Annotated in this window: 32 protein-coding genes; 1 reads left to right on the forward strand and 31 read right to left on the reverse strand. The window is 38.5% G+C overall.

The features are described from left to right. Positions 1-4: 4 nt before the first annotated feature. Entirely contained in the window at positions 5-1,243 is a 1,239-nt protein-coding gene (locus QHT84_RS02720; protein WP_283238001.1) for a hypothetical protein, read from the reverse strand. Between the two features lie 91 nt (positions 1,244-1,334). On the opposite strand from QHT84_RS02720, the gene QHT84_RS02725 reads away from it, so the two are divergent. After that, positions 1,335-1,625: a hypothetical protein gene (locus QHT84_RS02725; RefSeq protein WP_283238002.1), complete on the forward strand. Its 291-nt coding sequence runs from the start codon at positions 1,335-1,337 to the stop codon at positions 1,623-1,625. On the opposite strand, the gene QHT84_RS02730 is transcribed toward QHT84_RS02725, so the two are convergent. The 30 genes from QHT84_RS02730 to QHT84_RS02875 all read right to left on the reverse strand — a co-directional run bounded on the left by QHT84_RS02730 (position 1,606) and on the right by QHT84_RS02875 (position 24,780). Then, complete coding sequence (locus QHT84_RS02730; protein ID WP_283238003.1) at positions 1,606-1,803, reverse strand: hypothetical protein; 198 nt, start codon at positions 1,801-1,803, stop codon at positions 1,606-1,608. The two genes, QHT84_RS02725 and QHT84_RS02730, sit on opposite strands and share 20 nt — an antisense overlap. Before the next feature lie 48 nt (positions 1,804-1,851). Further along, on the reverse strand, positions 1,852-2,118 hold the full coding sequence (locus QHT84_RS02735) for a hypothetical protein (RefSeq protein ID WP_283238004.1): 267 nt from the start codon (positions 2,116-2,118) through the stop codon (positions 1,852-1,854). A 2-nt stretch (positions 2,119-2,120) separates the two neighbouring features. Continuing rightward, the gene (locus QHT84_RS02740; RefSeq protein ID WP_283238005.1) at positions 2,121-4,916 is read right to left on the reverse strand and encodes a hypothetical protein; all 2,796 of its coding nucleotides are present in this window, start codon (positions 4,914-4,916) and stop codon (positions 2,121-2,123) included. A gap of 3 nt (positions 4,917-4,919) precedes the next feature. Next, positions 4,920-5,198 (reverse strand): hypothetical protein, encoded by a 279-nt coding sequence (locus QHT84_RS02745; protein ID WP_283238006.1) that lies wholly within the window; start codon positions 5,196-5,198, stop codon positions 4,920-4,922. Then, on the reverse strand, positions 5,195-7,723 hold the full coding sequence (locus tag QHT84_RS02750) for a hypothetical protein (protein WP_283238007.1): 2,529 nt from the start codon (positions 7,721-7,723) through the stop codon (positions 5,195-5,197). The genes QHT84_RS02745 and QHT84_RS02750 overlap by 4 nt, the downstream gene beginning before the upstream one ends. Before the next feature lie 29 nt (positions 7,724-7,752). After that, complete coding sequence (locus QHT84_RS02755) at positions 7,753-8,907, reverse strand: hypothetical protein (protein ID WP_283238008.1); 1,155 nt, start codon at positions 8,905-8,907, stop codon at positions 7,753-7,755. A 111-nt stretch (positions 8,908-9,018) separates the two neighbouring features. Next, positions 9,019-9,489, reverse strand: coding sequence for a hypothetical protein (locus tag QHT84_RS02760; RefSeq protein ID WP_283238009.1), 471 nt, complete (start codon positions 9,487-9,489; stop codon positions 9,019-9,021). Next, entirely contained in the window at positions 9,486-9,905 is a 420-nt protein-coding gene (locus QHT84_RS02765) for a hypothetical protein (protein ID WP_283238010.1), read from the reverse strand. The genes QHT84_RS02760 and QHT84_RS02765 overlap by 4 nt, the downstream gene beginning before the upstream one ends. 4 nt (positions 9,906-9,909) lie before the next feature. Then, positions 9,910-10,524: a hypothetical protein gene (locus QHT84_RS02770; protein ID WP_283238011.1), complete on the reverse strand. Its 615-nt coding sequence runs from the start codon at positions 10,522-10,524 to the stop codon at positions 9,910-9,912. Then, positions 10,500-11,789, reverse strand: a complete 1,290-nt coding sequence (locus tag QHT84_RS02775) for a phage terminase large subunit (RefSeq protein WP_283238012.1) — start codon at positions 11,787-11,789, stop codon at positions 10,500-10,502. The genes QHT84_RS02770 and QHT84_RS02775 overlap by 25 nt, the downstream gene beginning before the upstream one ends. Continuing rightward, positions 11,767-12,186, reverse strand: a complete 420-nt coding sequence (locus tag QHT84_RS02780; protein WP_283238013.1) for a hypothetical protein — start codon at positions 12,184-12,186, stop codon at positions 11,767-11,769. The genes QHT84_RS02775 and QHT84_RS02780 overlap by 23 nt, the downstream gene beginning before the upstream one ends. Beyond that, the gene (locus QHT84_RS02785) at positions 12,183-12,422 is read right to left on the reverse strand and encodes a hypothetical protein (protein WP_283238014.1); all 240 of its coding nucleotides are present in this window, start codon (positions 12,420-12,422) and stop codon (positions 12,183-12,185) included. The genes QHT84_RS02780 and QHT84_RS02785 overlap by 4 nt, the downstream gene beginning before the upstream one ends. Positions 12,423-12,449: 27 nt before the next feature. Beyond that, positions 12,450-13,139, reverse strand: coding sequence for an IbrB-like domain-containing protein (locus QHT84_RS02790; RefSeq protein ID WP_283238015.1), 690 nt, complete (start codon positions 13,137-13,139; stop codon positions 12,450-12,452). Further along, positions 13,132-14,229: a phosphoadenosine phosphosulfate reductase domain-containing protein gene (locus QHT84_RS02795; RefSeq protein ID WP_283238016.1), complete on the reverse strand. Its 1,098-nt coding sequence runs from the start codon at positions 14,227-14,229 to the stop codon at positions 13,132-13,134. The genes QHT84_RS02790 and QHT84_RS02795 overlap by 8 nt, the downstream gene beginning before the upstream one ends. A gap of 44 nt (positions 14,230-14,273) precedes the next feature. After that, a complete protein-coding gene (locus QHT84_RS02800; RefSeq protein ID WP_283238017.1) occupies positions 14,274-15,056 on the reverse strand; it encodes a class I SAM-dependent methyltransferase in 783 nt (260 codons plus the stop codon). 2 nt (positions 15,057-15,058) lie between these two features. Further along, positions 15,059-15,583: a ParB N-terminal domain-containing protein gene (locus tag QHT84_RS02805; protein WP_283238018.1), complete on the reverse strand. Its 525-nt coding sequence runs from the start codon at positions 15,581-15,583 to the stop codon at positions 15,059-15,061. 153 nt (positions 15,584-15,736) lie between these two features. Next, positions 15,737-16,171 (reverse strand): hypothetical protein, encoded by a 435-nt coding sequence (locus QHT84_RS02810; RefSeq protein ID WP_283238019.1) that lies wholly within the window; start codon positions 16,169-16,171, stop codon positions 15,737-15,739. A gap of 492 nt (positions 16,172-16,663) precedes the next feature. After that, positions 16,664-16,936: a hypothetical protein gene (locus tag QHT84_RS02815; protein ID WP_283238020.1), complete on the reverse strand. Its 273-nt coding sequence runs from the start codon at positions 16,934-16,936 to the stop codon at positions 16,664-16,666. 151 nt (positions 16,937-17,087) lie between these two features. After that, positions 17,088-17,393, reverse strand: a complete 306-nt coding sequence (locus QHT84_RS02820; protein WP_283238021.1) for a dATP/dGTP pyrophosphohydrolase domain-containing protein — start codon at positions 17,391-17,393, stop codon at positions 17,088-17,090. An 8-nt stretch (positions 17,394-17,401) separates the two neighbouring features. After that, positions 17,402-17,689 (reverse strand): hypothetical protein, encoded by a 288-nt coding sequence (locus tag QHT84_RS02825; protein WP_283238022.1) that lies wholly within the window; start codon positions 17,687-17,689, stop codon positions 17,402-17,404. Positions 17,690-17,879: 190 nt separating this feature from the next. Next, positions 17,880-18,167, reverse strand: coding sequence for a hypothetical protein (locus tag QHT84_RS02830; protein ID WP_283238023.1), 288 nt, complete (start codon positions 18,165-18,167; stop codon positions 17,880-17,882). 360 nt (positions 18,168-18,527) lie between these two features. After that, positions 18,528-19,829 (reverse strand): PcfJ domain-containing protein, encoded by a 1,302-nt coding sequence (locus QHT84_RS02835; RefSeq protein ID WP_283238024.1) that lies wholly within the window; start codon positions 19,827-19,829, stop codon positions 18,528-18,530. 2 nt (positions 19,830-19,831) lie between these two features. Then, on the reverse strand, positions 19,832-20,344 hold the full coding sequence (locus tag QHT84_RS02840; RefSeq protein WP_283238025.1) for a PcfK-like family protein: 513 nt from the start codon (positions 20,342-20,344) through the stop codon (positions 19,832-19,834). A gap of 17 nt (positions 20,345-20,361) precedes the next feature. Continuing rightward, complete coding sequence (locus tag QHT84_RS02845) at positions 20,362-20,550, reverse strand: hypothetical protein (RefSeq protein ID WP_283238026.1); 189 nt, start codon at positions 20,548-20,550, stop codon at positions 20,362-20,364. 17 nt (positions 20,551-20,567) lie between these two features. Then, entirely contained in the window at positions 20,568-21,077 is a 510-nt protein-coding gene (locus QHT84_RS02850) for a hypothetical protein (protein WP_283238027.1), read from the reverse strand. After that, positions 21,052-21,441 carry a hypothetical protein gene (locus QHT84_RS02855; protein ID WP_283238028.1) on the reverse strand — a complete coding sequence of 130 codons (390 nt, stop codon included), beginning with the start codon at positions 21,439-21,441 and terminating at the stop codon, positions 21,052-21,054. The genes QHT84_RS02850 and QHT84_RS02855 overlap by 26 nt, the downstream gene beginning before the upstream one ends. Further along, the gene (locus QHT84_RS02860) at positions 21,438-22,175 is read right to left on the reverse strand and encodes a hypothetical protein (RefSeq protein ID WP_283238029.1); all 738 of its coding nucleotides are present in this window, start codon (positions 22,173-22,175) and stop codon (positions 21,438-21,440) included. Before QHT84_RS02860 ends, QHT84_RS02855 begins: the two co-directional genes overlap by 4 nt. Then, positions 22,144-23,022: a DUF4373 domain-containing protein gene (locus QHT84_RS02865; RefSeq protein WP_283238030.1), complete on the reverse strand. Its 879-nt coding sequence runs from the start codon at positions 23,020-23,022 to the stop codon at positions 22,144-22,146. Before QHT84_RS02865 ends, QHT84_RS02860 begins: the two co-directional genes overlap by 32 nt. Continuing rightward, on the reverse strand, positions 23,003-23,353 hold the full coding sequence (locus tag QHT84_RS02870) for a hypothetical protein (protein WP_283238031.1): 351 nt from the start codon (positions 23,351-23,353) through the stop codon (positions 23,003-23,005). Before QHT84_RS02870 ends, QHT84_RS02865 begins: the two co-directional genes overlap by 20 nt. After that, positions 23,353-24,780, reverse strand: coding sequence for a DEAD/DEAH box helicase (locus QHT84_RS02875; RefSeq protein ID WP_283238032.1), 1,428 nt, complete (start codon positions 24,778-24,780; stop codon positions 23,353-23,355). The genes QHT84_RS02870 and QHT84_RS02875 overlap by 1 nt, the downstream gene beginning before the upstream one ends. Positions 24,781-24,936: the final 156 nt, after the last annotated feature.

The raw sequence follows: 24,936 nt of genomic DNA on the forward strand, positions 1-24,936 counted from the left end.
TAAATTATTTGTCTTTTTTTTCTCTGAATTCTTTGGCGGCATCCGGGTCATAGCCTTTTCTACCTTCGCCTGAACCTCTTGGTGCAGGAGGTGTTGCTGGCGGTACATCGTAAGAAGATTTGATGTTTTCAAACTTCTTTTTGGTTTCCGTTTGGAACGTTTTCAATTCTTGAGCAACAAGCTTTAACGATTCGTCAGTTCCTTCGACTGAATTTTCAAGCTTTTTAGAAAATGTTTCAAACTTTCTACCTAACTCTGCAACGGAGTTCATAACTTCTTGCATGGTAGGTTCAGCAGGTGGGTCCGCTGGTGGGTCACCGGCAGGAGCAGGGTTGATTTTGGTAATTTTACCATCAACGGTTTCAATGCTTCCTCCGTCAGGGAGTAAGTGAGTATCATCGCCTACCGGTTCTCCAGTATCGTCAACTACTTCATCTCCTTCTTTTGGTTGTTCGGCATCGGTTTTAACAGTTACGATTGAACCATCAGCCAATGTGACATCGATATCGAACTTATTTTCCGGTTTTTTGCCAAACAATTTTTTGAAAAAATCTGGTTTAGACATATTAAAAGTATTTAGTGATTTACGGTTTGCGTAGTTGAAGTATCTTTCAAAAAAGTCCTGAATGATGTTTGGATTTTTTTCAAGAGCTTCAAATATTGACGGGTTTTCGTCAAGGAATTGCGTTGTGATTACGCCAAGGTCATTAGGGTTTGAGGAAAAAAGGGAGTCGGTGGCTGCCGGGTCGTCTACCAAGTCACAAGCCTTGAATGTTTTTAAGTGATGATGAATTTTTAACTCTCCATCAACCGGCTTTTCATATTCTTGAGAGTAAATATGAATTGAATTTCCGAACATATCCGGATTGTTTTCAGCCATGGTAGTGATGTAGTCAAACATCTTCATTCCTTTGCCTTCAACCTCTAATGTTTTAGTGATTGGGTCAAGATATAGATCAGCGTAAAGCTTATTGTTTTCTATTTCAAAGTTTCTATAACGACCTATGTAAGTTCCAAAAGAGCCGGAACATATGTTGGGATGGTTAAAACGAGATTTAATTCCACCTTCACTTTTATTTCCTGCATTCATTAAATCATTCAGGAAAGTTTCGTCAAAGTATGAACCATTTTTATTGTCTCCAAAGTTGGCAATGCATGTCTTTTTTATAATACCATTTTCTCTGTCAACATTTATATTTGTCGAAGCGAAAGCTGGTAAAGATTTGAAATATTTTGAATTCATTTCAGTAATACATTATATTACAGCAAATGTAATTAAACGCTCAAAGCAAGTTGGTTACCATGCATTGACCAATAATTCGTATATTTACATCATGATAATCGTTTACACAGCACTCATACTCATTGGTATCGCCGCATCTGTCCTTTGGTGCAAAGCTGTGTTTTGGTTTTTCGGAAAACTTGAGAAGCGTATCAATAAAAAGAAAATTGCCGAGCAAAACAATCCGTACATTCAAGCTCATAAAGCTAAAATGCTAAACGACAAAAACTATGAAGAGTATTTGGATTGGATGGCCAAAAATGCCCATGGAGTACCGGTGCCTAAAATGATGACCCGAGAAGATTGGGAAGCCTCGCAAAAAATCAACCGATTAACTTTGTAACTATTTTTTTTATTGAGCTTGCAGATAAGCGCTCTTCTTCTGCAATTAGCTCGTAGCATTCATAAACGCCGATTCCTTCCTGCCTCATTAAAGTGTATCTCTCAACAATTTTTATGTTTCGGGACCAAGACGGGTCGACCACCCCAAGCTTTTCGAGTTCCTTGATTTCTTTTTCCAAGTGTTTGAGCTTCGTCCACAGCATAAACAAATATAGTAATATATTGTATTACCAACGATTCTTAGGGCATTGATGCTCTGCACTTCTCACGGCCGGAGATAAAGGACAGCCACATCCGCCTTCTTCTTTTGAACAGTACATGCCCTGAATTTCACTCAAAGTGAAATCGGGTAGCAATGCTGTGTGCAATCCGTATTTTGAAGCCGGACATGTCGCGCATATTTCAGCGCGACGTTTGGCCTCTTCTTTTGTGGTTTGATCTCCGCCGGTAAAGTAATTGCTCCATCCGTTTATGATATCTTTAGCTTTACTCATGCTTAATGATTTGCGCCATTCATAGCCGTTAAATAACTGTCATTTGCTTCATGGAAATGATTAAGACCTAATTGCGGAGCCGGTAAACTTCTGTTAGCGTCGGCAATTTTTCCGGCTAACATGTCATAATCTATCAACATGCTTTTGCTTGCTACTGTGTTTAATGATGAAGATATGCCAAGGTCACTTACCATGCCTCCGCTTGCAAACTTCTTACCTCCACCAACTTGATTTATCCAACTTAGAAGCGGACCGAACATTGATGTAGATTTTGCATTAATAACACTTTCCCCATTTGAGAGCATGGCCGGAATGCTGTCGCTTGTTCCGGTTCCAGGTCCTACTACTTTACCACCGGTTGCCAACTTAACTCCAGATACTTTTATCACGTTGGCCAATCCAAAAGCTCCGGCTTTGGCACCTGCTAAAATAGCTCTGCCGACAGATGTTGGGTCTCCGGGAATTAACTGTGACAAGTATGCTTTTTGTATAGCCAAGAACATATCAACGGAAGCAAGAGCTGCTGCAAGCTGTTTATTTTCACCGAAGAAAGCCGTAGTCAGTTGTCCTATTTCTCCAATAGCTTGACGCGTATTATCTACTTGGGTTACTCTTCCTTCTCGGACTAACTTATCTTTTGCTGCTTGGTATTTTCGATTTATCTTTTCGATGTCTGCTCCGGTCTTTTCAGCAGCCGCAACTTCTTGAAGTCTATCCTGTTCTAATCTTGCAAGAAGTATTGCCTGATTGTCTTGGAACACTAAATCTTCATAGGCGCGCTGGTTCTCTAAATCGATAGTTTTTTTCTCTTCCTCTGCTTGTTTTCTAAGTGCATTAGCTTCATCTTGCTTAGCTTGATAATCATCGCGTATCGCTTTCAAAGCATCTTGATACTCCGTTTCAGAAGTTATGCCTTGCTCAAATCTTATGCGCTCATAATTTAGCTGTTGTTGAAGTATGCCGTCAAGTCTGCGCTGTTCTTCCTGAAGGGCAAAGTCAGAGAAGAATTTTTGAGAATCGATTTTACTTTGATTTGTATCAATGTATGCCTGAAGCTCTCTGAACGCGTTATCTACTACTAATTGATTTTGCTTTTCTAAAAATTCATTTTTAGCATTGTTCTGATCTGTCAGCAACTTCAATTCGGCTGCTTTGTTTTTTTCTGAAGCATCAAATTCAGCCTGAGCTATTTTCAGTTTTTTGTCGCGAACTTGTTCGGCCAGCTTCACTTCTTCGGCCAAAGTTTTTGCTCTTACTCCTTGCTGAGACAAGAACAAATCAAGTTCTGCCTTTGCCAATACCGCGGCATCCGAAAGTTGTTTTTTTCTTCTTTCTTCCGCCTTTTTTCTTCTCTCTTCGGCTTCAGCTTCGGCCTTCTCAATCAAAGCATTCTGACGGTTGATAATTTTTTCCTGCTGCGCTGTTGATTGGTTATAGATATCAATCTTTGCTTCTTCGGCTTTGGTGATTAGGTCAACTTCTTCCTGAGTAATTTTACCCAAGTTTAAAAGCTGGTAGGCGTATTCTACACCACGTTTTTTTAGTGCCGCTATTTCTTGCTCGTTCAAGTCTCCTTTGATGCGAGCGGCCTCTATGGCCTGACGATATTCTTCATCGGCAAGGGCTGCGTTCTTTTTGAAAAGCTCTTGATTAATTTTTTCGGCTTTAGCTAAAAGAGCGATTCTCTCTTCTTCAGACTTTGTTCTGTCCTTAGACTGCAAAATCAATCGGGCAATTTCTCCCTCCTGCTTTTTATTGTTTACCGATTGGATAGCTTGTTGGTCTGCCAAATCTTGCTGAGCTTCTTTTAATGCAGCTGCGGCTTTGGCCGCCTCAGCCATTTCTTTGCCCATTTCTTTTAATGAACCAATTGGGTCAGAGAAGAATTTACCAAGCTTGCTAAACAAATCTCCAACCGATTTTAGATTCGAAATAAAGTCAACGATAGTTCTTTGAACCACTCTGATAACAGCTCCAAAGGCAGCAAAGCCTTGTTCGATTTTATCAACGAGAGGGTCAAAGGTTCTGAAGTATCCGATTAGCAAAGCAATGGCAATCACTATCAAACCTATTCCGGTAGCCGCAACGGCCAAAGCAAAGATTCTCATTGCTCCAGTTCCGAGATTTGTGGCTACCGCCAAGCCTTTTTGTGCTCCTGAAAATTCATTTGTACCCGATGCAGCGTTTTTCATTGACTTCCAGTTCTCTCCGATAGCATCGGTAAAAGGGGAAATAACACGGGTCCCGGTTTCATAAACTTTGGTTAGTCCTGATAGTTGGCCGTCGAAAATTCCGGTTTCTTGGATAGCTGCCGTAACACCTTCTTTGTAACGTCCGATGTTCAAAATTCTTTTATCTTCCTCTGAGCCTGTTCTTCTCAAAAAGTCTGTATGCTCATCAATCTTTCGATTGAGTTTATCCATCAGCTCCGCTTCTTCCTTTACATTTACATTAAGCTCATCTTTGATTTTATTCAATTCTGTAATGGCTTGCTTGGCTTTTAGACGAGTGCTGTTTTCTTCCTCAAGCAAAAGATTTACCTTAGTCTGAATAGGAACAGCTTTTCCGTTAGCTGCTACCAATGCCGATAAGGTCTTTTGATTATTGTTATACTCAGAGTTTAGCTTTTTCATTGAAGCCTCAAGCTTTACAATTTCAGCAGTATTATCACCCTCTGATTTTTTCAATCGGTCCAACTCTTCCCTTGCATCTTGGATGCTTTTCTTAAGCTCAACCGATTTGGCTATGACAGTATCGGTGCCTAAGTCTAATTCAAGTAATTTTGTTTTCTCTGACATAGCTTATTCTATTACGGTTAGTTTTATAATGTTGCTTTTTATTTCGATGGTTTCGGCTGTATTTAAGATGCTGCATTGTATTTCAATAACTCCGGCAGCTATTGGAGTAAGTTCAAAGCTGTATAAGTTCTTTTTAACGCCCAAGTATCTAAGCCCAAACTCATCATTATTATAAACTTCATTTTGCCAAATCGTTACTGTATCACCCAAAGTGATTGTCATTTCCGTTTTACCTAATCCGAAAGAAATAATCGGACGCTTGTTCCTTTCATTAGCTATCATACGTTTACTTCATTAGAGATTACATCATTGATTGAAATGCGAATTTTATTTATACCATACCCAACAACTAACTGCGTACCGTCATCACCATCGGTTTTTATATAGTCGCCAATGGACAACCATGTCGATAGTATTGTTGAATATCCCTCAACCTTCAAGAGATAAATGGTGCCAGGAGGTATTCCGGTATGAGTGTAATTAATAAAATATCGGTATGTTGGTTGGAACATTGCGCTTGGCTCAGTACCTAAGTTTTCAATTGAATTAATTACAAGTGTTTCAGGGTAGGATGGTTCTTCATAACAAGTTCCATCAAGAACAATAGCTGGTGATAAGTTGCTTGTAAAGCTCAGGAAAGAACTGTTTGAAATTATTGTAATACTGAATTTGTATCCCAACGCATTTGCAGGCAACATAGAAATTCCGAACGTTACTTCACCTCCCGACAATTCAGCCGTTATTGGCTCAGGTAATGAAAACTGATTGTAAACTAAAGTTGATAACTCATTGAAAGCGCCGGCAAAAACATTTACTATTACCATAACTGGTGTCTCATAGTCCGTTGTTACCGGTAAATTAATTTGACAATCTTCCAGAACAGGTTCTCCGACTTCAATAGTGTAATCAGGCTCTTCCGGATTTACAATATCTTGCTGAGTGAAATAGTCAACCTCTATAAGTTCAAATCGAGTAGGCTTTCCTTTTGTGAAGTTTGGAATCTTATTAGCTATAAAGTAAGACGATAATTGTCGTACATAAATCAATCTGCTGAAATCAAAGTTTGATATCTGTTTTGGTGATTGCCAAAAGTCTGCAGTTATTAATTTTGCTTTGTCAAATATGGCGCTCATTGGTCTATGCCAATCATAAAGTATTTCATCAAACTTTAATCTATAATAACTCTCTCTAAAATAAAAAGGAACGGTGACTGTGCCGCCAAGAATGTTGCTGCCGAGTGTTATTTCTTCATTAATCATTTCGGCGCGCATCAAATAGAAACGCCCATCCAAATCTTTGTATGTTACAGTTTCGTCGTCTTTGATTTCTTTATCCCAAATTTTATAAATGTTGCAACCACCAAGAAAAACACTTTTTAACCTCTCGGGAGAATAGAAGCTCGAATTTAAAATTGTAATTTCTTCAGCAAGGTTTTCATCCGCAATGGACAAATAACCATTGTTGTGCTTCATCTCATCATCATTGTATTTATACTTGAAATAGTTTCTCTTTGCGTAGTTTCCGATTTTTGTTTTTTCTCCAATCTTTGCCACGAAATTATCACTCATATCATTAACATTCGTGTTTTGTAACAGCTCATAAAGAGTTAAAAATGTGATGTGATTTTTATACTTGTCTTTGAATGGAGTAAGACCAAATCTTACCATCATATCTCTTACGAATTGTGTTACTTGGAAGTCAATGAACGCTTGGTCAAATCCTAAACTAAAACCAGTAATTAAATTCATTGATGTAGTTACTTCTCCGGATAAGGAAACATTACCGCTTGGATTTACAAATCCATTGAAAGGAAGAGTACTATCCATATAAACTACGGAAACAAATATTCTTTCTCCTGCATTAAGTAACAGATCAATATAATTACCGTTTGCAATATCAACATAGCTGGTCGAAACGATTTGATTCAAAGTGTCTCGGACAATTATCTGAATTCTTGAAGAAGTGGATCCGTTGGATAAACTGAAAGTTTCAGCAGAGAATGAAAACCGATATAGTCCGGCTACTTGTATTCCGGTTGTAAAGTTATAGTAGGCTGGATTAAACGATGATACGCTTGGAAATATGTTAGCATATGTAACACTGCCCAAAAAGACACCACCGCCAACTGGATACTGAACCTCATATGATGTAAGCTGACTATTTTGCGTTGTTACTTCTTCGGTAACCGGTGTTTCTGTTGACACTGGTTTTGGATATGATAGCCACGCATTTTTAAACTTCTCGTGTTGGAATATAGTACCTGAATAGGTCCAGCCTATGTAATTAAAAATTTTATCCCACAAATACGGAATACTTGCCGAGGGTACTTGAAAATCAATATTTATATTTCCTGAAGCGGTATTATTTCCATTGTAATCAGCAAGAATGTAACGGTATGGTAAAGTCGTGTCTGTCCATGTTCCAACAACATTGGCAAGGTTTTTTTCATGGTTTAACTCAGGAACTCCAATCTGTGTTATAGTTGTATTTTCAATCTCTTTATAAAAATCGATTACACCATCGTATATGTTAAAGATATAGTCCTTTTCGTTACTGTCAACCAAAACTGCCCATCCTTTATAGATAAGATGTTCGCCGGTGTCGGCATCAATGACATCGCACTCCAGTTGTCTGTAAGGAGCGTTTGATTGATTTCCAACTAAAGAAACGCCCTCGATGTTTCTAACATTATTGGCCGTCTTTTGAATCTTAACGCTAGGCATTACGTTAGAGTTTCTATTGGACAAATTAGCAATGTCATTCACTTGCTTAACCTGGGGAAAAACAGTGTTTTCGTAAAGCTCCATGCGTTGCCTATTTATGTAGCAGATGTAACTCATAGTTTTAGACCGTATCTGTTTGGAAGCTCGAATTCAAGCTCAATGTTGTAAAAATTAGTTTTTGGCTTTTTAAGTTGGAAACTGTTTCCTTTAAGCGTTACCTCAATCCAATCGGACGGCTCTGCTTTTGAAAAGCGCTCTCCGGTGAAAAGCAATATTTTTGGACTTTCAATAATACCATCAAGAATGGTTCTCTCTTCCTCATTTAATTTTTCGTAATAGCACTTAATTGAATCCGAAGCAGTTTTACCGGATTGTAAAGTCGGCGATACTGTTTCTGAAATGTTTTTGAAATCATTACCAAGCTCTGACTCATATCTTGTCGCCCGATTGCGATAGTGCTGTTCTGAGAAAAGCCAATAGTTCCATTTTCCGTATTTGTTCAGGAACTTAATGTATATGCCACAATCAGAGTCTTCCTTTCTCAAATTGATAATCGGGTCCTGAAGAACGGTATCATGTTCAATTCTTAAAACATTCAGGCCATCCACTAACGGTAAAAAGTTCTCAATGGTTTCGTTTGTTCTTCCATCAGACAAGTACAAAGATGTTACTCTACCTTTGGCAGCAAATGTGTAGTCTTGCGCGTTGGTAGTATTTATCAGTTTGAAGTTGTCGTGATGGTAGTTTGTGTAAAATGAAAATTCAAAAGGATATCCATCCCAATACTTCAGATACGTAGTGTTATTGGTTCTATCTTTTACCGGAGACAGTATCATGTAATTGGCCGAAGCAATTAAAATTTCATTCTTCTTCCAAGACTCAAGCTGCTCAACACCCGATAGGAATTTTAAGTCTCGGGACGCTGTTTCGAAAGAGGCATCATCAAAAATGATTTTGAATAAAACAGTATCGTTAAGATAGTGGCCATCGGTTGAATCATAAGTGAAGCTGTCATCATTGGTTCCATCCAATGCCGGTACAATAGTGTCCGTAAAATTATTGGTATTGATTTCAGCCTTGATGTATTCCATAAGATTGAAATAGAAGTTTCCCGATGGCGATGGATAGATCACGGCATTAATGTTAAATCCGGTTACCTCGCATTTTATAGGCACTTGAGTGCTGTTTGATGAGAACTCAACAATATTGTTGTTGTAAGCCATCAGTAGCTTTATGGTTGAAATATCTTTTGAAAATGTTATAGCCATTGGTAAAGTTTTATAAGGAAACAAATCAGGAAAAACAGCAACCAAGTGAAGACGAACTTCAGCGTGATTCTGTGAACGGTGTTATATCTTTTCGGGATTCTTCTTTTCATTTTATGCTGCTTTTAAAATTTCTATTACATCTGATTGTATTCTTCTTAAATAGATTACGCCAAGTTCCTCAATCATTTCATAAACGTCATTCGCCAAGAAGTCCTCAACCACGCTCGATATCACTTCTCCAGCATTGAACTCATTCGGCACTTTGATTCCTTCCTTAGCAATCTTACGAGCCACTAAAAAGGCAAACTGCTTTTTATTCTCGCGGAACACCGCCGGAAGTGTTGACTTAGTTTCAATCCATTCCTCAATGGCTTTTCTCGGAGGATACTTGCCCGGCTCTCTACCATGCTCCATGAACTGTGAATGAAAGGCTCCGTACATGATGAGCTTGTCTCCCTGAACGTCGGCTTCCAATTCTCTTTCGTACTTTCCGGAAGCTCTAAGTCCAAGCTGTTCATATTTTGCAATCAGCTTCAGCCTGAGTCTTTCTAAGTACTTGTGATATATTTCATCTTTGGTCATGTGCTTTTGGTAATCGTAAACTGTACTTTAATTCCGTCAAGAGTGTTGTCGTATATGTTCTCAATTTCAATCATCTTCCACCGGGTTACTTTGAATCCATCACAGTCTGATATCAAATCACAAAAGCTTAAGGCCAATTCTTTCAAATGCTTAATATGAGTTTCGAACTTGTAATCATAACTTGGGTCTGAAACTTTTGAAGAAGCCAAAATCAAAAGCTCTCCATCATATCTCATTGATTCAATCGCGGAATAACCATTAAGCTGCGGATCATCGTCAACCCAAAGCAATTTGAAGTACTTGTTTCTATCCACAAAAGGAAGGTTGTCGTCCTTGGCATGGTCGGCTAAGTTTTGCCAATGGTCTTTTCCGTATGCGTAATGAAACAAAGGCTCGGCCGGTTCCGGTTGGTTCATTCCATTAACGAGGCTTTTTATTTTTTCTTGCAATAATATCATTGTGATTTTTCTTTACATCATTTAATACTTTACTATGTGCCATATCCCTAAAAATAATCGAGTAGGGCAGTTTCAATAATTCATCGTGCTTCAACAAATCAGGCTCCATCGCCTTGAGCGAATTGTAATAGTCATACTCTTGCAGTTCTTCGGCTCCAGCTTCTATTTCTTCAGGTGTCAATTCAGAATGAAGTCTTTCTTCTTCTGCATTCCTCAACATTTCGAGCTGATCTGTTATGAATTTGAGCGCTGCAAAAACATTGAATATTTCCATCAGCATAAATTCTTTCTCGGTTATTCCGTAAACAATCCGGAAAGTCTCAAACAGATTCTCATCTTTGAATGACTTTCGTATCATAAGAATGTCCTGCCATGAAAAATTCCAAAAGTTTTCCTGCTTTGGCTTTAAATCTTTGCTTCTCAAGAATCGATACTTTCGGAGGATTGGATTTGGCTTAACATAGTTTTTAACTACATGCTCCACAAATTCCTTCTGTTCTTCAGAAAACCTTTCAAACTCAAACATTCTCGGTTTCGATAACAAAAGCTTTTCTACGCTGTTCTTGAACTTCCCCATGATTGATTGCCTCCTTTCTGGTCATAGTAAACAAAGTAACCGCCGGCTTCTGTCGGGTGGTCAAATCCACTTGTCTTGTCAGGCTCTCCGTTTTTGTACACTTGGTTTTCCAAAGCCTCCGTGTAATTTGGGCATTGGTCAGTATTAACGTAATACAATGTATTACCGTTGCTATCCAAAAAAGCCATGTTAACGGCGTTAACCCTGTCTTTTACAAATGGATTCTTGGAAAGCTTTCTTACTACGAAATTTGCACCTTTCAATAAATCAATATCAGAACGGCCACTTGACTTTCGATTTTCTCCGGAGGCATCCGGATAAACGATTACCTTGTGATTTGGAAACTTCTCTTTGATAAGCGCGATGATCTCCGCGGTATCGTAAGCATTTACAATTTCATCAACTGCAGATTTTATTCTGACTTTCTTTTTGATAATTGTTGCTTCGGTGGTTTTCCAATCAATCTCCTTCTCGTCAACCACATGAATGATAGCATTCATTTTGGTAACGTTAAAGTCCATTCCAATATGAAGAACGTCGTTTGGTTGAATTGTTCTGCTTGTATGATTTTGGGTGCGTTTGAATCGGTGGTAAACCGTTCCGCTTGTCAAATTTACGAATTCTCCGTTAAGATACGCCTCGAGTTGTTGAGGGGTATAAGAATCAGAAAGCATTTCGATATAATCTTCGGGCAAATATGGGTTGTCCTTCGTTTTTGCCTTTATGATAACACGGTTTGCCTTTTTCTCTTTTACAAAGAAATTGTAAGCAAATTTGAAACCTTCCGGAGTTCCAACTACATCTACTTGATTCTTTTCTCCATCGGGCAGTCTCTTACGGTTACGCGCAATTATTTTTTTGAATGCGTTGGTCATGTTTTCCGTAGGGAGTAAATCAGTCTCATCCACCAAAGAATATCCAACTTCATAACCAACAATCCGGTCCGGATTCATAAGCGAGCGCATGATGATTCTTCCGTAAGGTGTATCGTAGTAATATTTTGCTTTATTAAGATTGTACTTGATGCCAAATAGGTTGAAAAGTTCCTCAAACCTTTCGAAAGCTACATCTTCGATAAGTCCATAGGTAGGCATGTAATAGGCTACCGGAACGCCAGGGTATCTCATCTTCTTGCTGATGACTTTCAGAATACCGCCTTGAGTCTTTCCGGAACCATATCCACCAATCAGAGCGGTGTGTTTAGCTTCGCTCTCAATGAATTTTGCTTGGTGTACTAATACATTAACCGTTATCTCTGTTGCCATATACTACGTTGAATTTTACTGCAGCAACTTCAGGCAGTTCGAGTTTTATTGTTTTGTCCGGCTCAAGGCCTTCGAGTAAGTCAATACGTTTTTCAACTTCTGCTATTGCTCTTATTCCTGCTGGTGTTCCTTTATACTCGTCTTTTAAAGATTTGATGAGTTGTTTATAACGAGCAATCTTCAGAGTTCTTTTCATGCTAACTTTAACACCTTCAATTTCCTTCCAATTCTCATAGGCATCTTTAACATATCGCTGAGCTTGTCTGACGGTTAGACCCCAACGCTCGACAATATTTTTAACAATGAGGTGGTCTTGCACCCCTTCAATTATCCATCCCTGAACTATGAAGATTCGTTTCTCTTTTTCGATTTTGGTTGCTCGGTCTTGCTTACTCATAAATCAGGATATAAGGCTTCAACGATTTCGATTAGGTCTTTCTGCTCTTGCATTACTGCTCTTACTCTTGAGGCCTCTTCTTCACGCATCTTCTTAACCGATTCAGGTATGCTATCGGAGATATTGTCTTGAAGAGTGCCCAACAATTCAACTTTATTGGCGAGTCGCTTCTGAAGAAGCTTCTTGAATGTTGCAACTGTTTCTGCCATGATTTCTAACTTCTGTTTATCGTCCATAACCTTGCTGTATTAGTTACAACAAAGTTATGACTCTTGATTTAACAATCCTTCTTTTTTCTCAATCTGAATCATTTCCTTAGATTTCCAAGACTGGGTAAACTCCTTATCCTTGAAAAGCTTTGAGAAGCCGGTAATATGCTTCAGCTTGAGTAGTTCTTCAGGCTCCATGCCAAGCTCATTACAAATGTCATGATCTGCCCAACCATTTTTGAGCATTTCATAAACCATGTGACTCATTCCGTTGATTGAGTGCTCACCTCTTGCACGATTGTGTCTAACGGTTGAAGCCATACGGTCGTTGATGTCTTTTTGAATTACAACGATCGGCAGCATACCGTGATTACGTTCGAGGATGTCGGCTTTTGATTTGCAAGTGAAGTAACGGTGAAAGCCATCGACAATGATATACTTGTCAATCTTTTCATCATAGATAGTAACCACCGGCTGAGTGTAGCCATCATGCTTGATTGAGGTGTACAACAATCCCATTTCTTTACCGGCCACGCTGTTCGGGTTGTAGTCGTTAGCCTGAACCTTTTCAATTGGTACCCAACGAACTCTGTCAATAGGCTGAGACTGTAATGGGCATAACTCGTGAAGAGCCTGTCTATACTCTTCAATAATTTGAATATTTAAATCTTTATCATCCGTAAATTGATGTAAAGCGATATTCAAGACAGTATTGTCTATTTTAAATTTTAACTCTTTATCCATGGATATACTTGTTTTTCTTTTGTGGTAATACTCCTTTATTGTTCCAATGGCGCCATGCGTTTAACTCCGGATTGCGCTCCCAATTATTCAACTTGGTAAAGTGATAGTCATTCACAACAACCGTTGTAACCATCATCTTGTAAAGACTGTCCTTGTGATGAACAAGGTTTGCATACTTCTTCTCCAATGACTTGAACTTCTTGCCGTACTCCTTACGCTTGGTCTCATCAGTAACAAGGTTCTCAAGCAAGTAGTATGCATACTCTCTCCAGTTCTCAAATGCTTCCGGCAGATCATTCACGGCTGATATCGCTTCAGATTTCAAATGCTTGATTGTATTGATCCCGGTTAGCCTTCTCGATAGCTTCTCCCAAGTGGCCGGTTCTACTTCCTGAAGATAAAGCAATGACTTGAGAGCTGTCTCATGATGCAAGTTCGAAACACGCATATTCTGAATCTTGATGCCGTGGCGATACTGATAGTTGTAAATCTCATTGTATGGCCAAGCATTGTCATGTATTGCTTTCCATACATCAACATAAATCCAATCGTAAATAGGGTAGAAGGTATAGTGCTGCATCTTTCTGTTGAGAATCTTTCCCCAAGTGATGTGCTTATAGGTTTGAGCGGTAGTCAATGCCACGTATCTCGTTGGTGATTCCTCACAACGTACTCCGGCAAGATAACAAGCCTTTTGATTTGGGAAGTAATGCTCAAGAACCTTGTTGAACATATCCGTGAAGCGGTCAGTTCCGAAAACATTCTCCTTGATTGAAATCGGGTCTTTGTCTCTCATCCATTCCTTTCCCGGTTCCCAACAGTGTAACCAATCCTCTGTGTGACTTGTTGCATTGAATATTTTGAAATGTATCTGAAGCCACATTGGATTGACTTCGGGCATATACATAATCTCTTTCACGTAATCGGCCGTATGCTCAAACTCTGCTTCTTGGTCCAACCAAAGAACGTTGAGCGGTAATCGGTTTCTCTTTTTGGCTTCGGCCAATGCGAGGTTAAAAACGATTGTACTGTCTTTACCTCCGGAGATACCAACTACAACATTCTCGAACTCATCAAAGAGGTAAGACACTCTTTGTTGCGCTGCTTCATATACGTTTGTCTTTTGATAGATTTTCATAACTGAACGATGTAATAGTTATTGAACGCCTTTACTGATTCTTCCCCGAATATAACTTGAAGCTCTGCCATAGTTCTGTTCTTGTATGGAACAAACATGCTGAGTCTTTCGTGCGTAAAAGGGAAATAGTACTCTTTGTAGAACATAAGGAACATCTTTCCCTTTCCGTTCCACAAATCAAAGAATGCTTTAGGAGATTGAATGTATGATGCGCTGAACAGTGCAATAACATTATCATACTTTCGGCCACTCTTTGAAAGTATCTCGGCCTTGCAGATCATAACCTGATGTTTTCGATTTGGAAACTTCTCGATAAGCTTTTGCACCATTAGGGGAGAAGCATCTATTCCGGTATAATCTTCGATATCTTTAAGCTCAAGAAGCAATCCGGTACCACATCCAACATCGAGAACAGAACCTTCAAGTTGGCCAATCATTTCAGATAGCTTTGCATTCTCCATTTTTGAATCCTCATCTTGAAATAGATTGTCGTAAGCGTTCGGGTTCACGTATTCGGATATACTGATGATATAGGCTCTGTGAATGATTGTGTGCTTGAATCTTCCTGATGTTTCCACAACCCAATAGTAATAGTCTCCATCAACATAAGCCGGTATTGACTTATCGTTGATTCGCATCTTTATGCCATTGGTTTTGATATGAGCAACAAACAAATCGAAACGAATTGAATGCGCAGCATTTTTATCAATGACATAATGACTTTCTGAAACCTCACTTTTGGTCCAAGTGTTCTCGGATATGAATTGCTTAAAGTCCATGGCTAAGAGTTTTTGATATGGAACTCACATCCGCAATCCGGACAGATGACTTCGATTGTATCCGCTACACCGCTGCCAACACCTAAACCTTTTCCGGCTCTGTCAATGTCTTCCGGTGTAATCGCATCCGTATTAAAAGACGGTGTTAGATTTGGATTATAATCGGCCGCAGGAATGTCCAAACCAAATTCTGCTAACGGTTCGTTAAACCAATCCTTTGAAAGTATTTCCCAATCCCACTCCCCAAAAGAGGCGTTATCTTTTATGACGAATTCACGCTGTTTTTCTTCAGACCAGTCTACTTTGATGACCGGAACCGTTATCCATCCGGCTTCTTGCATCGCTTTAAGTCGCATATTACCGCCCAAGACTTTATTTTCCTGATTGATAATAAGCGGCCGTGCTTTTGCCATTTCCGGAAAGTCTTGCAATGATTTTACCAAACTTAAAAATTTGGCTTCTTTGATGTATCGAGGGTTTTCTTCGTTTGCGATAACTTCCTCAATTTTGAGATATTGTACTTTCATAGGTGCATTTCAAAAAGGTTTTTATAAACAATTACGGCAAGAAACTTTATCGTGTGAACGACGTTGATTGACACAAATGTAATACAAAATATTACAGAATAAAAAAAGCTACTCGATTGAATAGCTTTTTAACATGAAGAAAATTATTTTACTTTACCTGACGGGTTTGTTTCTGACTATAACGGGAGTAACGACCTTTACCGATTGTGTTCCGGTTGGGACGATTTCCAGCCTATAGTATTTGTAAGATGATGGTGTAACAATCCACGATGTGCTCTGTGTTGCTGTATTAGTTACCGTGTAAGAGCTTCCGATATCATTATAGCTTGTTCCGTTTACGGACCCCTGGAGCTTGACTGTTGCCGCTGCTGTTCCTGATATCTTTGTGAATGTTGGTTGTACTACTACGATATCATTATAGCCATCGATGATAGCATATTGATACATTGTAGTTGCATTGGTGATTGTGTCCGTGACAGCATGGTTAACAGTTGACTTGAAGTTTCCTGCGCCGTTGACAATCCGGAAAGTTTGTGCGTTCGTGACGGATAGTACCATCAGTAAACAGATTGCAAAGATTTTTTTCATTGTGAATAGTTTTATAATTACGTTATCGTTGAATTCAAAGATAGTAATATTTTGTATTACAAATATGTTAGGGAAACATGATTACCCTTTCGGCGATGTTTTACTTTTTTTGTTAATAACTAAAATTGATTGGAAGTTTAATAAGAATTAACTTTGAAACAAACAAAAAAGCCGAGGGGTAAACTCGGCAATTTATTGATAAATGTTTTTTTCTTTGTTAAAGAAAATTAAGTTAGATTTTACCTTTCTGAGGATAAGAATCAATAAGTAACTTAGTTTTTTTGGAGAGGTGTAACGGGATGTTAAACGCTCCGCCGGTTTTTAGACCCATCTGTTGGCGCAGGTGGGTTTTTTGTTATTGCAAATATAGTGCACTTATCAAATAAAAAAAACATTTTTGTTATTTTTTTGAATTACTAAAATCCTTCCTAATTTTCGCGTTTTGTCCCGATGGGGAATTTAAGTTGTAAAAAATATTCTGTTAGCAACCGGTTATAAGACAGTCGTGGAAATTGCGTCATCGACTGGATGCTTGTTTAAACCCGCTTTTTCCATTTCCCGGAATAGCTTAACGAAAGCATCTTTAACACGTGGATAATTTTTTGCAAATCCACCACTCATAGCCATTCTGTAATTAATTGATTTGAAGACTTCCAATTCATCTTTAGGATATTCGATAAGGTTTAGATAATAATCACCATTACCCCCAAAATCCATATAAAAATGAACATCCCTGATATCGCAATCATCTGTTTTTAGCGCCATAATTCGACCGTCTTATAACCGCCGCTAAAAGAAATTGCTGGCGTGCGGTTGGTTGAACATTTATTTTTCACGAAGTATTTTTATCGTAGCGGAGAGAACTCGTTCCGCTTGCACCGCAACTTCGTTTAGCGGTCACTCGTTAGCCGCTAACCTAAGACACGTGCTTAACAACCCCATTTTCATCAGGATTTCCCCATTTTCTTTTTTTGTTGATTTCAAATTTTTCCTGAATGGCATTGCAAATGTCTTGGTATGTCATACCATCGGCAGCAGCCGCGCCAAAAAGAAGAAAAAAGCAGTCTGCAAACTCTAATCTTTTATCAATACCATCAATGGCAACATCAACAGCAAGTTCCTCGATTTCTTCTTTTAGGTGTTCGATTTTAGAAAATGCTGTTGCTTGACCGAAAGTTTCTTTTTGCCAAGCAATAATCTCGTTAAATTGTTGTTCTTTCATTTTATCTTTTATTTTAAAGATTCAAGTCTGTCTATTTCTGCAGCAATCAAGGCTCCGGCGATTATTAACCTTTCTTTATAACTCTTTTTGCACAGTCTTTCAAACCATTCAACATCCCAATTTACAGGGATAAAACAAGACCTTATTTCGGGCATCAATAGGGTTTCTGCGGCTTGAATAAGCTGCCGGTTATCATACCATTCAGGATGATTTGCATGGTGTTCACCCGTAAAACCATGTTTTTCAATTTGCTTTTGTCTCTCATCCGATATTAATTCAATTCCTGATTTTTTCATAATTATTATTTATAAAAGTTAATATTTAATTGTTACGACCGATAACCTCAGGCTATGGTCAATTGCTACTTTGTTTTTTATTTTTCAGCTTCGCTGTGGCTTCTTTTTTTCAGTCGCTTTCATGCTTTCCGCAATTTCAAGTAAACTTGAATTGCTCTCGCATACGCAACTGCACATAGCCTGCCTCCCGTTATAAGCCATTAGCAGACCGAGACCTTGAAAGACTTCCGTTAATGATTCCATACAGGTACGCTAAGACGACTTCTTTACTTCCGCTGCCGGAAGCTTGTTGCCTCGCTTGATATGGTTCTCGGTCAGGATTGCAATCGTGAAATATTGAAAATACCTGTTTTAGCTTTGGTTTTCTGAATAATCTTTGTTCCTCAATCCATTCACTTTGCCTTATCATTAGGCTTTTATCATGCTCTAATGCTTCTTGAAAAATTTTATTGACATCGTGGTCAATCACTTTTTTCATTTCAACTCGGTCTGTTTTGTCTATGTAAATGTAAAGTCCCATATTCTAAGGCTTATAACCGCGGTTTGGCGAAACCGCAGATGTTAATATTTATTTTCACTTTTTTTTTGGCGGCTTCGCCAAGCCGTCACTCGTTACTCAAATCTCAATTCGTTTAATATCATAACCCACCATGCTAAAAGCATGAATAGGTTGAAAAAAACGATTAAGCAGATAACTTTGATTTTTCGCTTCGATTTATTTCTTAGGTAGTCCTCAACCATGTTTAGCTCACGCCATTCGTTAAAGGCGCCGTAATTAATCACGCAGGTTACAAGTAGCATAACCAAAGTGATGCCTATAAATGATAATGTGTCCATATTATGCTGATTGTTTTAGAGGTTTGCTTTTTCTGTATTGGGATGCCTTTCGAATTGCTGGAATGCTTTTCTTCATCAATTCAAGTATTCTATCATGATGCTTGCTGTTGTCATTATGAATTCCTCTTGCCTGAACTATGCTCCATGTGATCATCTCAATTTCTATTGTTTCTGTCCTTACTCCATTTATCCGGGCAGATAAAAGGAGTGAATTCGTTTTCAAATGATAGTTGTTCGTGAATACACAATGCTTTAGCTCTTTACCCTCTTGCTTGAACTCATCAACGTTTTGCAGCGGCTTAATACTTAGGTCTCCATCAATAAACTCAAGAGATAAAAACCTGCTCATTCTTTTGATATAGTTCTCATTCTGCTTTTGTAAGTCCTGAATCTTTTCCTGCTCTCTTTGAATTCTTCTCTTTTCAACATAGCGATCATGCTCTGCTTTTAGGTTCTCCGGGCAAATGTATTTTGGACTATGAATGTCCTTCCCAAAACCACGAAGTAAATCCAAGTAGTCATACCATATACCAGGGTCATTAATTTGGTAACCTTGGCGCATTGCTATTTTGATTTGCGGCCAATATGAATAATATTTATTATCCTTGTGAACAGCATGTTGCAAAAGTTCTTTTTGCTTTGTTTTGAGAAGTGTTTCTATCTTAGAACAGCTTTGTATCTTACGCATCAAAACTCTGTAATCACATTCATGGTCAAAGCAATCTAGTGTATACTTTTGGAATATTGGAATAAACTCAGCTCGAGGGAAATTGTAGTCTGAAGCAAATATGTCGTAATCATTGCTTCTCCAACCGCTGTTATTGATGTATCTGACCTCATAAGTTCCATGAAAGCCATCACCGTACCGGCAAGCAAGCTGACCAACGATAACTCTTTTTCCCTTTTCATAATCTGTCCATTCCTCAAATAATCTATGAGTTGAGTATACCGGCTTCTTTTTCTTTGACATGTTCTTCCAACATGAAAAATATCTGATAACCTGAAACCGATCTACCACTTGAGCATGTCCGTAAGTAATAATTCTCACCGCTTGACCACCGTTTTCAGTCTTAATCTTTTTCAGATTCTTTTTGCACGATGGACACTCTACTCCTACAAGTTCTTCCTGCCATAGCTGATTAGGTTTCCATTGGTGATTACACTCCAAACAGATTAAGTTCTTGTAATGGGTAGTGTAGTAAAACTCATGCTTGGATATCATGTAAGGCTCATGCTCATTTATGCTGAGAAGTTTTTGATGCAAATTCCAAACCTCTTGCTGTAATTTAGTTTTTGGCTTCATAACTAAAACAGTGATGGTTGAACTTCTTCCGGTTTTTGTTCTTTCGCTTCCGCTTTCTTTTTTGATTTCATCTTCTCCAGTGCTTCGGATATGGCCAACTTCTTAGCTTCTTCTTTTGCCTCTGCAATTTCTTCAGGAGTAAGCGAAATGGTTTTTTTAAGTTCTTCTTTTACTTCAGGGATGTATTTATCCTTTTCGGCTTTAAAAGCCATTTCTTTAGCTTTTACCTTTTCATCATCGGTTAGTTCAACTGCTCGGTTAATAATAACCTTTCCGGAAATAGGAGAGATATTTTTTATATCATCCTCATCGTAATAGTGGACCGCCCAACCGAATACTTCTTCGTCGGTATAACCGGAAAAGCCTCCCTCTTTGGCGCATTTCATGACATAGTTGCAGCACTCGTCAATGTTCTTGTTTTCTTTTTTGTAATTGGCCGCGAAGAGTTCGTCTTGTGCAGCTCTGTTGTCAAGATAGTTCTTGATTGTTTCTTTGAAAGCATCTGATGTTTTCATACTTGCTCGGGTTTTAATTATTGATTTTGATTAAACGCTTGTTGTTTCTTTTGGAGCATTTGGACCGATATCCGTTTCTCCTTAACCAGCTGACCGATTTTATTTTCGATGAGGTCTCGCTGTGCTCTTGATAGTTTGCTTTTCTTGTTGATTATGAGGATGTACTCGTCAATCAATTGCCATTGGGTCATTTTTAATTTTATCATATTGGTAATATTTTGTATTACAATTTACTAAAAAAAAGCTCTATATCCTGAGCCAAATCGGAATAATTAACCGCGGTGTATCGCAATATTTTCCATCCGTTTATTGTCGCAAGGTTATACTTCTTACAGTCTTTAACATAGCCTTTGATAGTGGTATGTCCTGACTTTTCAGAGAACAGTCCCTCGTACTCTATGGCCAGCTTTACGCTTGGTATTGCCCAATCAAATCGATAACCTTTAACTTCATCAAAACGATGCTCTTTTACATACTCCGGAATGATGCCGTGTTGATAGAATGACTTGAGCATAAACTCGATGGCGTTCTTCTCAACTGATATCTTTTCTACCTTCAACGGAATTGCAGCATTAGTTATCTTTTTATTTTTTGATATTGATTCTAAAGGATTTTTAAAAACCGGATTGGTTTTAATTTGCTCTATTATAGCCATTCCTTTCTTCTCAAGAGCCTTTAAATCATTATCGCTCCAACGCTTTGCCATATTACGTGTTTTGGTAATTAATATCATTATTACGGTTTTCCGTAATGTTTTTTAAAAAATCAAAGTTTACCCAATCCTTCTCGGTCCATTCCTTTACTGACTTACCCCATAGGTAATGTCTCGGGGATTTTCTCAAAATATCGAGAACTTGGTATAAGCAGTACTTCTTTTTAACTTTTCCGATTGTCATCATTTCCTCTTGCTTTTGTTTTTCTTTTTCAAGCCGTTGTTTCTCTCTCCAAATCCGGTTTTTCTCATTGGCCTTTTGTTTATTCTTTTGGTACCACTCCCTTTTTTGCTTTGAGACTTTTTCTCGGTTGTTGTTATACCAATTCCTTTGATGCTCCAATTGGCGTTCTAATTGATTTTTTTCGCTCGGTGTAAGGTTCATGATATTGCTTCTTTAAATTTTTCAAAATCCGTTTTGAAATGCTTTAGGTAATTGCTTACCATAATCGACTTGCATCGGTTGACAACTACTCCAAGATGTTTGCCTTTTGCTATATTTTCTTTGGCGGAATCCAAAGTGTCTTTGAAACTTCTTCTTCCCTCATTTTTGGCAACGTCTTGTTTTAACTCGGTTATGTAGATGTGCTCTTGTTGTTTGTAGAGGTTTTTCTTTTGCTGGTCGTCTTGAGGAAGTTTGTCTTTCAAATCATCGTACAATAGCCAAGCATCATTAGAGTGTTCACGTTGAGTAATGTCATCAAAAACTGCTTTTAGAAAGTTATCTCTGATTTGAGCCTTTTCCTCATCGGTTGGACCTTGAACCTCATTGTAGGTCAGAAGCTTTTGCTTTGCTTCAGAATACTCCGGATTGCTTTTCTTGTATTCAATGTATTGGCAAAGAACATCTGAAGTGGTATTGATGCTAAGCTCCGGCAATAAATTGAAGTCACTTCCGTCTGATCTTTTCAGTTCTCTTGACATGGCAAGTCTGAAGGCTTCATAAACTTCTCCCGGTCTTAAGTTTTTAAACTTTTGAGTAGTGGTTAAGTATAACAGCCAATCTTTGGCCATCGATTCATTCTTTTCGCGAACCTGAAGAATCCTGATGATATCGTTTGTCAGTTTTGTTTTGGTCTCAACAGAACTATCCAGTATAGACACCTGGGATATTTCCATTTTCAACATCTTCGGTAAGCTCTCGTACAAGCTCTCCGGTATCAACTTCGGCAGGTTTGTAACCTGGACCTGTATTTTGTTTTCTGTCGTGGTTAGTTGTTGGGTTTGCATGGATGTTATTTTTTAGCCAGTTATTGAAATGGGTTAAAAAGTCTTTTTTGTTTGGGTGTTTTTTTTCGATGTTTCCGAGATAAAGCACAAACTCGTCTAATTTTTTTGGAATTACTTCAGGTGAAATTTCAAACTGCATCGCTGTTGTTTGAATCCATGTTGGGGATTCTGTTTTTTGAACATGGGCGTATTCAATATTTTTTGAATTATCGAAATTGCTTTTTAAAATTTCCTCTTCTTTACTTTTCTCTTCTTTACTTTTCTTTTCTTTAGGGATAACTTCCGGAGCTTTGGCATCTTCTTTATGAATAACTTCCGGCAATCCGGCGGAGGATTGACATAAATCAACCCCTATTTCTTTCAATACGTCGGAGTATTGGTAAATTTTATTTTTCCTTTTTCGATAAGCATCAGTCACACTTTCGGTAAACTTTTGCGACCAAATCACCTTATGGTTTTCGAATAAGTACTTATCAATAGCTCCCATCTTTGAGAGATCATTTAGAATGTTTCTTGTCATTTCTTCAGATATTCTGAAGGTGGAAACCAAGAAGAAGAAAGTCATTTCATCGCTGATATCGATATAATGGTTGTTGGCTTTTCCAAGTTGTTCAAGAAGCTTGAACCACGTAGCGTAACCATCATTACCATACTTTTGCTCGATGATGTGCATCTTACGGCCGTGGGTGCAGTCGTGAGGGAAATAGTCTACGTCTTTACGCTGTTCTCTTGCCATGAGCTGAAAATAAGTTTGGGGTTAAACAAGGTTCACAAATTCCATCATCTTTAGTAAAAAGACCTTCGGCTATTTCGTGAAGTTCATTGAATTTATTTCTATAAGCCGAATCGAAAAGCATAAGATCTTTGTGCTTTTTTTGATAGTATATCACATGGTCATGATGTACTCCGAAAACATTTCCAATCTTTTGAAAAGTATAGTATTTACGGCTTCTTAATATTACCGAAACAGCTATTCGAGCATCAACATTTTTTCTGATTCTTTTTTTCTCAAAGCAGTTGCCTTGAAATATTTCATTTGCCTTTTGGCATAGTGCTAAGTGGTTCATTACTTGAATAGGTTTACAACGTTATCAATAAAGCTCATATCCATTTCATCGGTAGCTCCGGTAATGGTGTTACCGATATGGCGTTTCTCCTGAATCATTTGGTACATTTCCTCATCAATGGTATTTTGCCCAAGGAAGTAGGTACACATGACATTATTCTTTTGGCCAATACGATGCGCTCTATCTTCACATTGAGCACAGTCCGCATAAGTCCAAGGGTACTCGATAAAAGCAACACGTGAAGAAGCGGTTAAGGTGATACCCACACCAGCTGCTTTAATGTTGCAGACAATTAGCTGCACTTTAGGATCAGTTTGAAAACTGTCAATTGACTTTTGCTTTTCTTCAGAAGTCATTCGGCCATTAACCGAAACAGCATTCGGGAACAATCTTCTAACCTCATCGCCAATCTCATGTAGATTATGGAACAAAATCAGTTTCTCACCGGCTTCCAAAACTTCCTGAACGAACTCTTTAACCTCATTCATTTTCCCTTTGGCCGAAATCTGTTTCAATGCTCCCATACGAACCATGATCTCCCCACGAAGCTTACGAGCGATTTCCTCATCATTACATCCTTTTTCCTCAAGCCATTGAACAAAATCATTCTTGGCTTTGTTGTACTCTGCTCTGTTGGTGATATCACAAAGAATGGTCTGACGTTGTTTTTCGGGAAGGTCTTTGGCCACATCTTTTTTCTCACGTCTGAAGAAACAAAACTCATTTAGTTTATAATTCAGCTCTCTGAGGTTGGAAGCGCCTGAACCTCCCTCACAGTATCGCTCTCTAAAAACCTTTTCATCTTTTAGTTTTCCGATGATGGCCAGCTGAGGTAATGCATCGATAGGTTTGTTGACAATCATAGTACCGGTTAAACCTATTCGGTAAAGCTTACCTAATGCGATTTGCAAGGCAATTTTAGTTTGTTGGGTGTTACGGTCTTTACATCTATGAATCTCGTCTATAATGACCGAATTGAATAGTTTAACTCGCGGATTCATAATGATGTCGGATGATTTGTATGGTTTCTTTTCCGGCATCTTATCTACGAAGTACTTCTTCATTGATTCATAGTTGACAATGAAAACATCAATACCGGCTACCTCATGGTATCTGTGCCAGGTATCTTTGATTTTATCATCAAGAATAATGGCTTTCTTTCCGGTCCACATTTCCCACTCACGTTTCCAATTGATTTTGGTTGATGCCGGACAAATTACCAGGCATGGGAAAGTTATCTCGTTGTTGTATTTCTGTGCTGAATAAATGGTTGCAATGGATTGCATTGTTTTACCAAGACCTTGCTCGTCGCCATTGATAAAACGTTTTAATTGAAGTCCACGTGCAACGCCTTGTAGTTGGTATGGTCTTGGTTTGAATCCGTTTTCTCGATTCACAATGTCGATTTCAAAAGGTAAATCCGGCATTGGTGGAAGCTCTCCGATTTGTTCAGGAACACGTGTCTGAGCGACAATCCACTCAGCACGTGTTTTCTTCTGAACTTCCTCAAGAGCTGGTCTTTGAGTAAACGGAAAAATCCAAGCCTTACGAGCCATCACGAACTTAACACCGGGTATCATCTT

Origin of the sequence: Flavobacterium sedimenticola, assembly GCF_030053345.1 — a bacterium.
In the GTDB taxonomy this organism is placed as follows: Bacteria; Bacteroidota; Bacteroidia; order Flavobacteriales; family Flavobacteriaceae; genus Flavobacterium; species Flavobacterium sedimenticola.

What these genes read in the sequence shown, in the direction of transcription:
- QHT84_RS02845 (WP_283238026.1), bottom strand. Translation starts at nt 20,550, where the DNA reads ATGATAAAATTAAAAATGACCCAATGGCAATTGATTGACGAGTACATC.
- QHT84_RS02870 (WP_283238031.1), bottom strand. Translation starts at nt 23,353, where the DNA reads ATGAACCACTTAGCACTATGCCAAAAGGCAAATGAAATATTTCAAGGC.
- QHT84_RS02830 (WP_283238023.1), bottom strand. Translation starts at nt 18,167, where the DNA reads ATGAAAAAAGTGATTGACCACGATGTCAATAAAATTTTTCAAGAAGCA.
- QHT84_RS02825 (WP_283238022.1), bottom strand. Translation starts at nt 17,689, where the DNA reads ATGAAAAAATCAGGAATTGAATTAATATCGGATGAGAGACAAAAGCAA.
- QHT84_RS02765 (WP_283238010.1), bottom strand. Translation starts at nt 9,905, where the DNA reads ATGAACCAACCGGAACCGGCCGAGCCTTTGTTTCATTACGCATACGGA.
- QHT84_RS02785 (WP_283238014.1), bottom strand. Translation starts at nt 12,422, where the DNA reads ATGGACGATAAACAGAAGTTAGAAATCATGGCAGAAACAGTTGCAACA.
- QHT84_RS02850 (WP_283238027.1), bottom strand. Translation starts at nt 21,077, where the DNA reads ATGATATTAATTACCAAAACACGTAATATGGCAAAGCGTTGGAGCGAT.
- QHT84_RS02755 (WP_283238008.1), bottom strand. Translation starts at nt 8,907, where the DNA reads ATGGCTATAACATTTTCAAAAGATATTTCAACCATAAAGCTACTGATG.
- QHT84_RS02815 (WP_283238020.1), bottom strand. Translation starts at nt 16,936, where the DNA reads ATGGCGCTAAAAACAGATGATTGCGATATCAGGGATGTTCATTTTTAT.
- QHT84_RS02875 (WP_283238032.1), bottom strand. Translation starts at nt 24,780, where the DNA reads ATGCCGGATTTACCTTTTGAAATCGACATTGTGAATCGAGAAAACGGA.
- QHT84_RS02860 (WP_283238029.1), bottom strand. Translation starts at nt 22,175, where the DNA reads ATGGAAATATCCCAGGTGTCTATACTGGATAGTTCTGTTGAGACCAAA.
- QHT84_RS02805 (WP_283238018.1), bottom strand. Translation starts at nt 15,583, where the DNA reads ATGAAAGTACAATATCTCAAAATTGAGGAAGTTATCGCAAACGAAGAA.
- QHT84_RS02820 (WP_283238021.1), bottom strand. Translation starts at nt 17,393, where the DNA reads ATGAAAGAACAACAATTTAACGAGATTATTGCTTGGCAAAAAGAAACT.
- QHT84_RS02770 (WP_283238011.1), bottom strand. Translation starts at nt 10,524, where the DNA reads ATGGGGAAGTTCAAGAACAGCGTAGAAAAGCTTTTGTTATCGAAACCG.
- QHT84_RS02720 (WP_283238001.1), bottom strand. Translation starts at nt 1,243, where the DNA reads ATGAATTCAAAATATTTCAAATCTTTACCAGCTTTCGCTTCGACAAAT.
- QHT84_RS02750 (WP_283238007.1), bottom strand. Translation starts at nt 7,723, where the DNA reads ATGGAGCTTTACGAAAACACTGTTTTTCCCCAGGTTAAGCAAGTGAAT.
- QHT84_RS02835 (WP_283238024.1), bottom strand. Translation starts at nt 19,829, where the DNA reads ATGAAGCCAAAAACTAAATTACAGCAAGAGGTTTGGAATTTGCATCAA.
- QHT84_RS02840 (WP_283238025.1), bottom strand. Translation starts at nt 20,344, where the DNA reads ATGAAAACATCAGATGCTTTCAAAGAAACAATCAAGAACTATCTTGAC.
- QHT84_RS02780 (WP_283238013.1), bottom strand. Translation starts at nt 12,186, where the DNA reads ATGAGTAAGCAAGACCGAGCAACCAAAATCGAAAAAGAGAAACGAATC.
- QHT84_RS02800 (WP_283238017.1), bottom strand. Translation starts at nt 15,056, where the DNA reads ATGGACTTTAAGCAATTCATATCCGAGAACACTTGGACCAAAAGTGAG.
- QHT84_RS02745 (WP_283238006.1), bottom strand. Translation starts at nt 5,198, where the DNA reads ATGATAGCTAATGAAAGGAACAAGCGTCCGATTATTTCTTTCGGATTA.
- QHT84_RS02725 (WP_283238002.1), top strand. Translation starts at nt 1,335, where the DNA reads ATGATAATCGTTTACACAGCACTCATACTCATTGGTATCGCCGCATCT.
- QHT84_RS02775 (WP_283238012.1), bottom strand. Translation starts at nt 11,789, where the DNA reads ATGGCAACAGAGATAACGGTTAATGTATTAGTACACCAAGCAAAATTC.
- QHT84_RS02760 (WP_283238009.1), bottom strand. Translation starts at nt 9,489, where the DNA reads ATGACCAAAGATGAAATATATCACAAGTACTTAGAAAGACTCAGGCTG.
- QHT84_RS02865 (WP_283238030.1), bottom strand. Translation starts at nt 23,022, where the DNA reads ATGGCAAGAGAACAGCGTAAAGACGTAGACTATTTCCCTCACGACTGC.
- QHT84_RS02740 (WP_283238005.1), bottom strand. Translation starts at nt 4,916, where the DNA reads ATGTCAGAGAAAACAAAATTACTTGAATTAGACTTAGGCACCGATACT.
- QHT84_RS02790 (WP_283238015.1), bottom strand. Translation starts at nt 13,139, where the DNA reads ATGGATAAAGAGTTAAAATTTAAAATAGACAATACTGTCTTGAATATC.
- QHT84_RS02735 (WP_283238004.1), bottom strand. Translation starts at nt 2,118, where the DNA reads ATGAGTAAAGCTAAAGATATCATAAACGGATGGAGCAATTACTTTACC.
- QHT84_RS02810 (WP_283238019.1), bottom strand. Translation starts at nt 16,171, where the DNA reads ATGAAAAAAATCTTTGCAATCTGTTTACTGATGGTACTATCCGTCACG.
- QHT84_RS02855 (WP_283238028.1), bottom strand. Translation starts at nt 21,441, where the DNA reads ATGAACCTTACACCGAGCGAAAAAAATCAATTAGAACGCCAATTGGAG.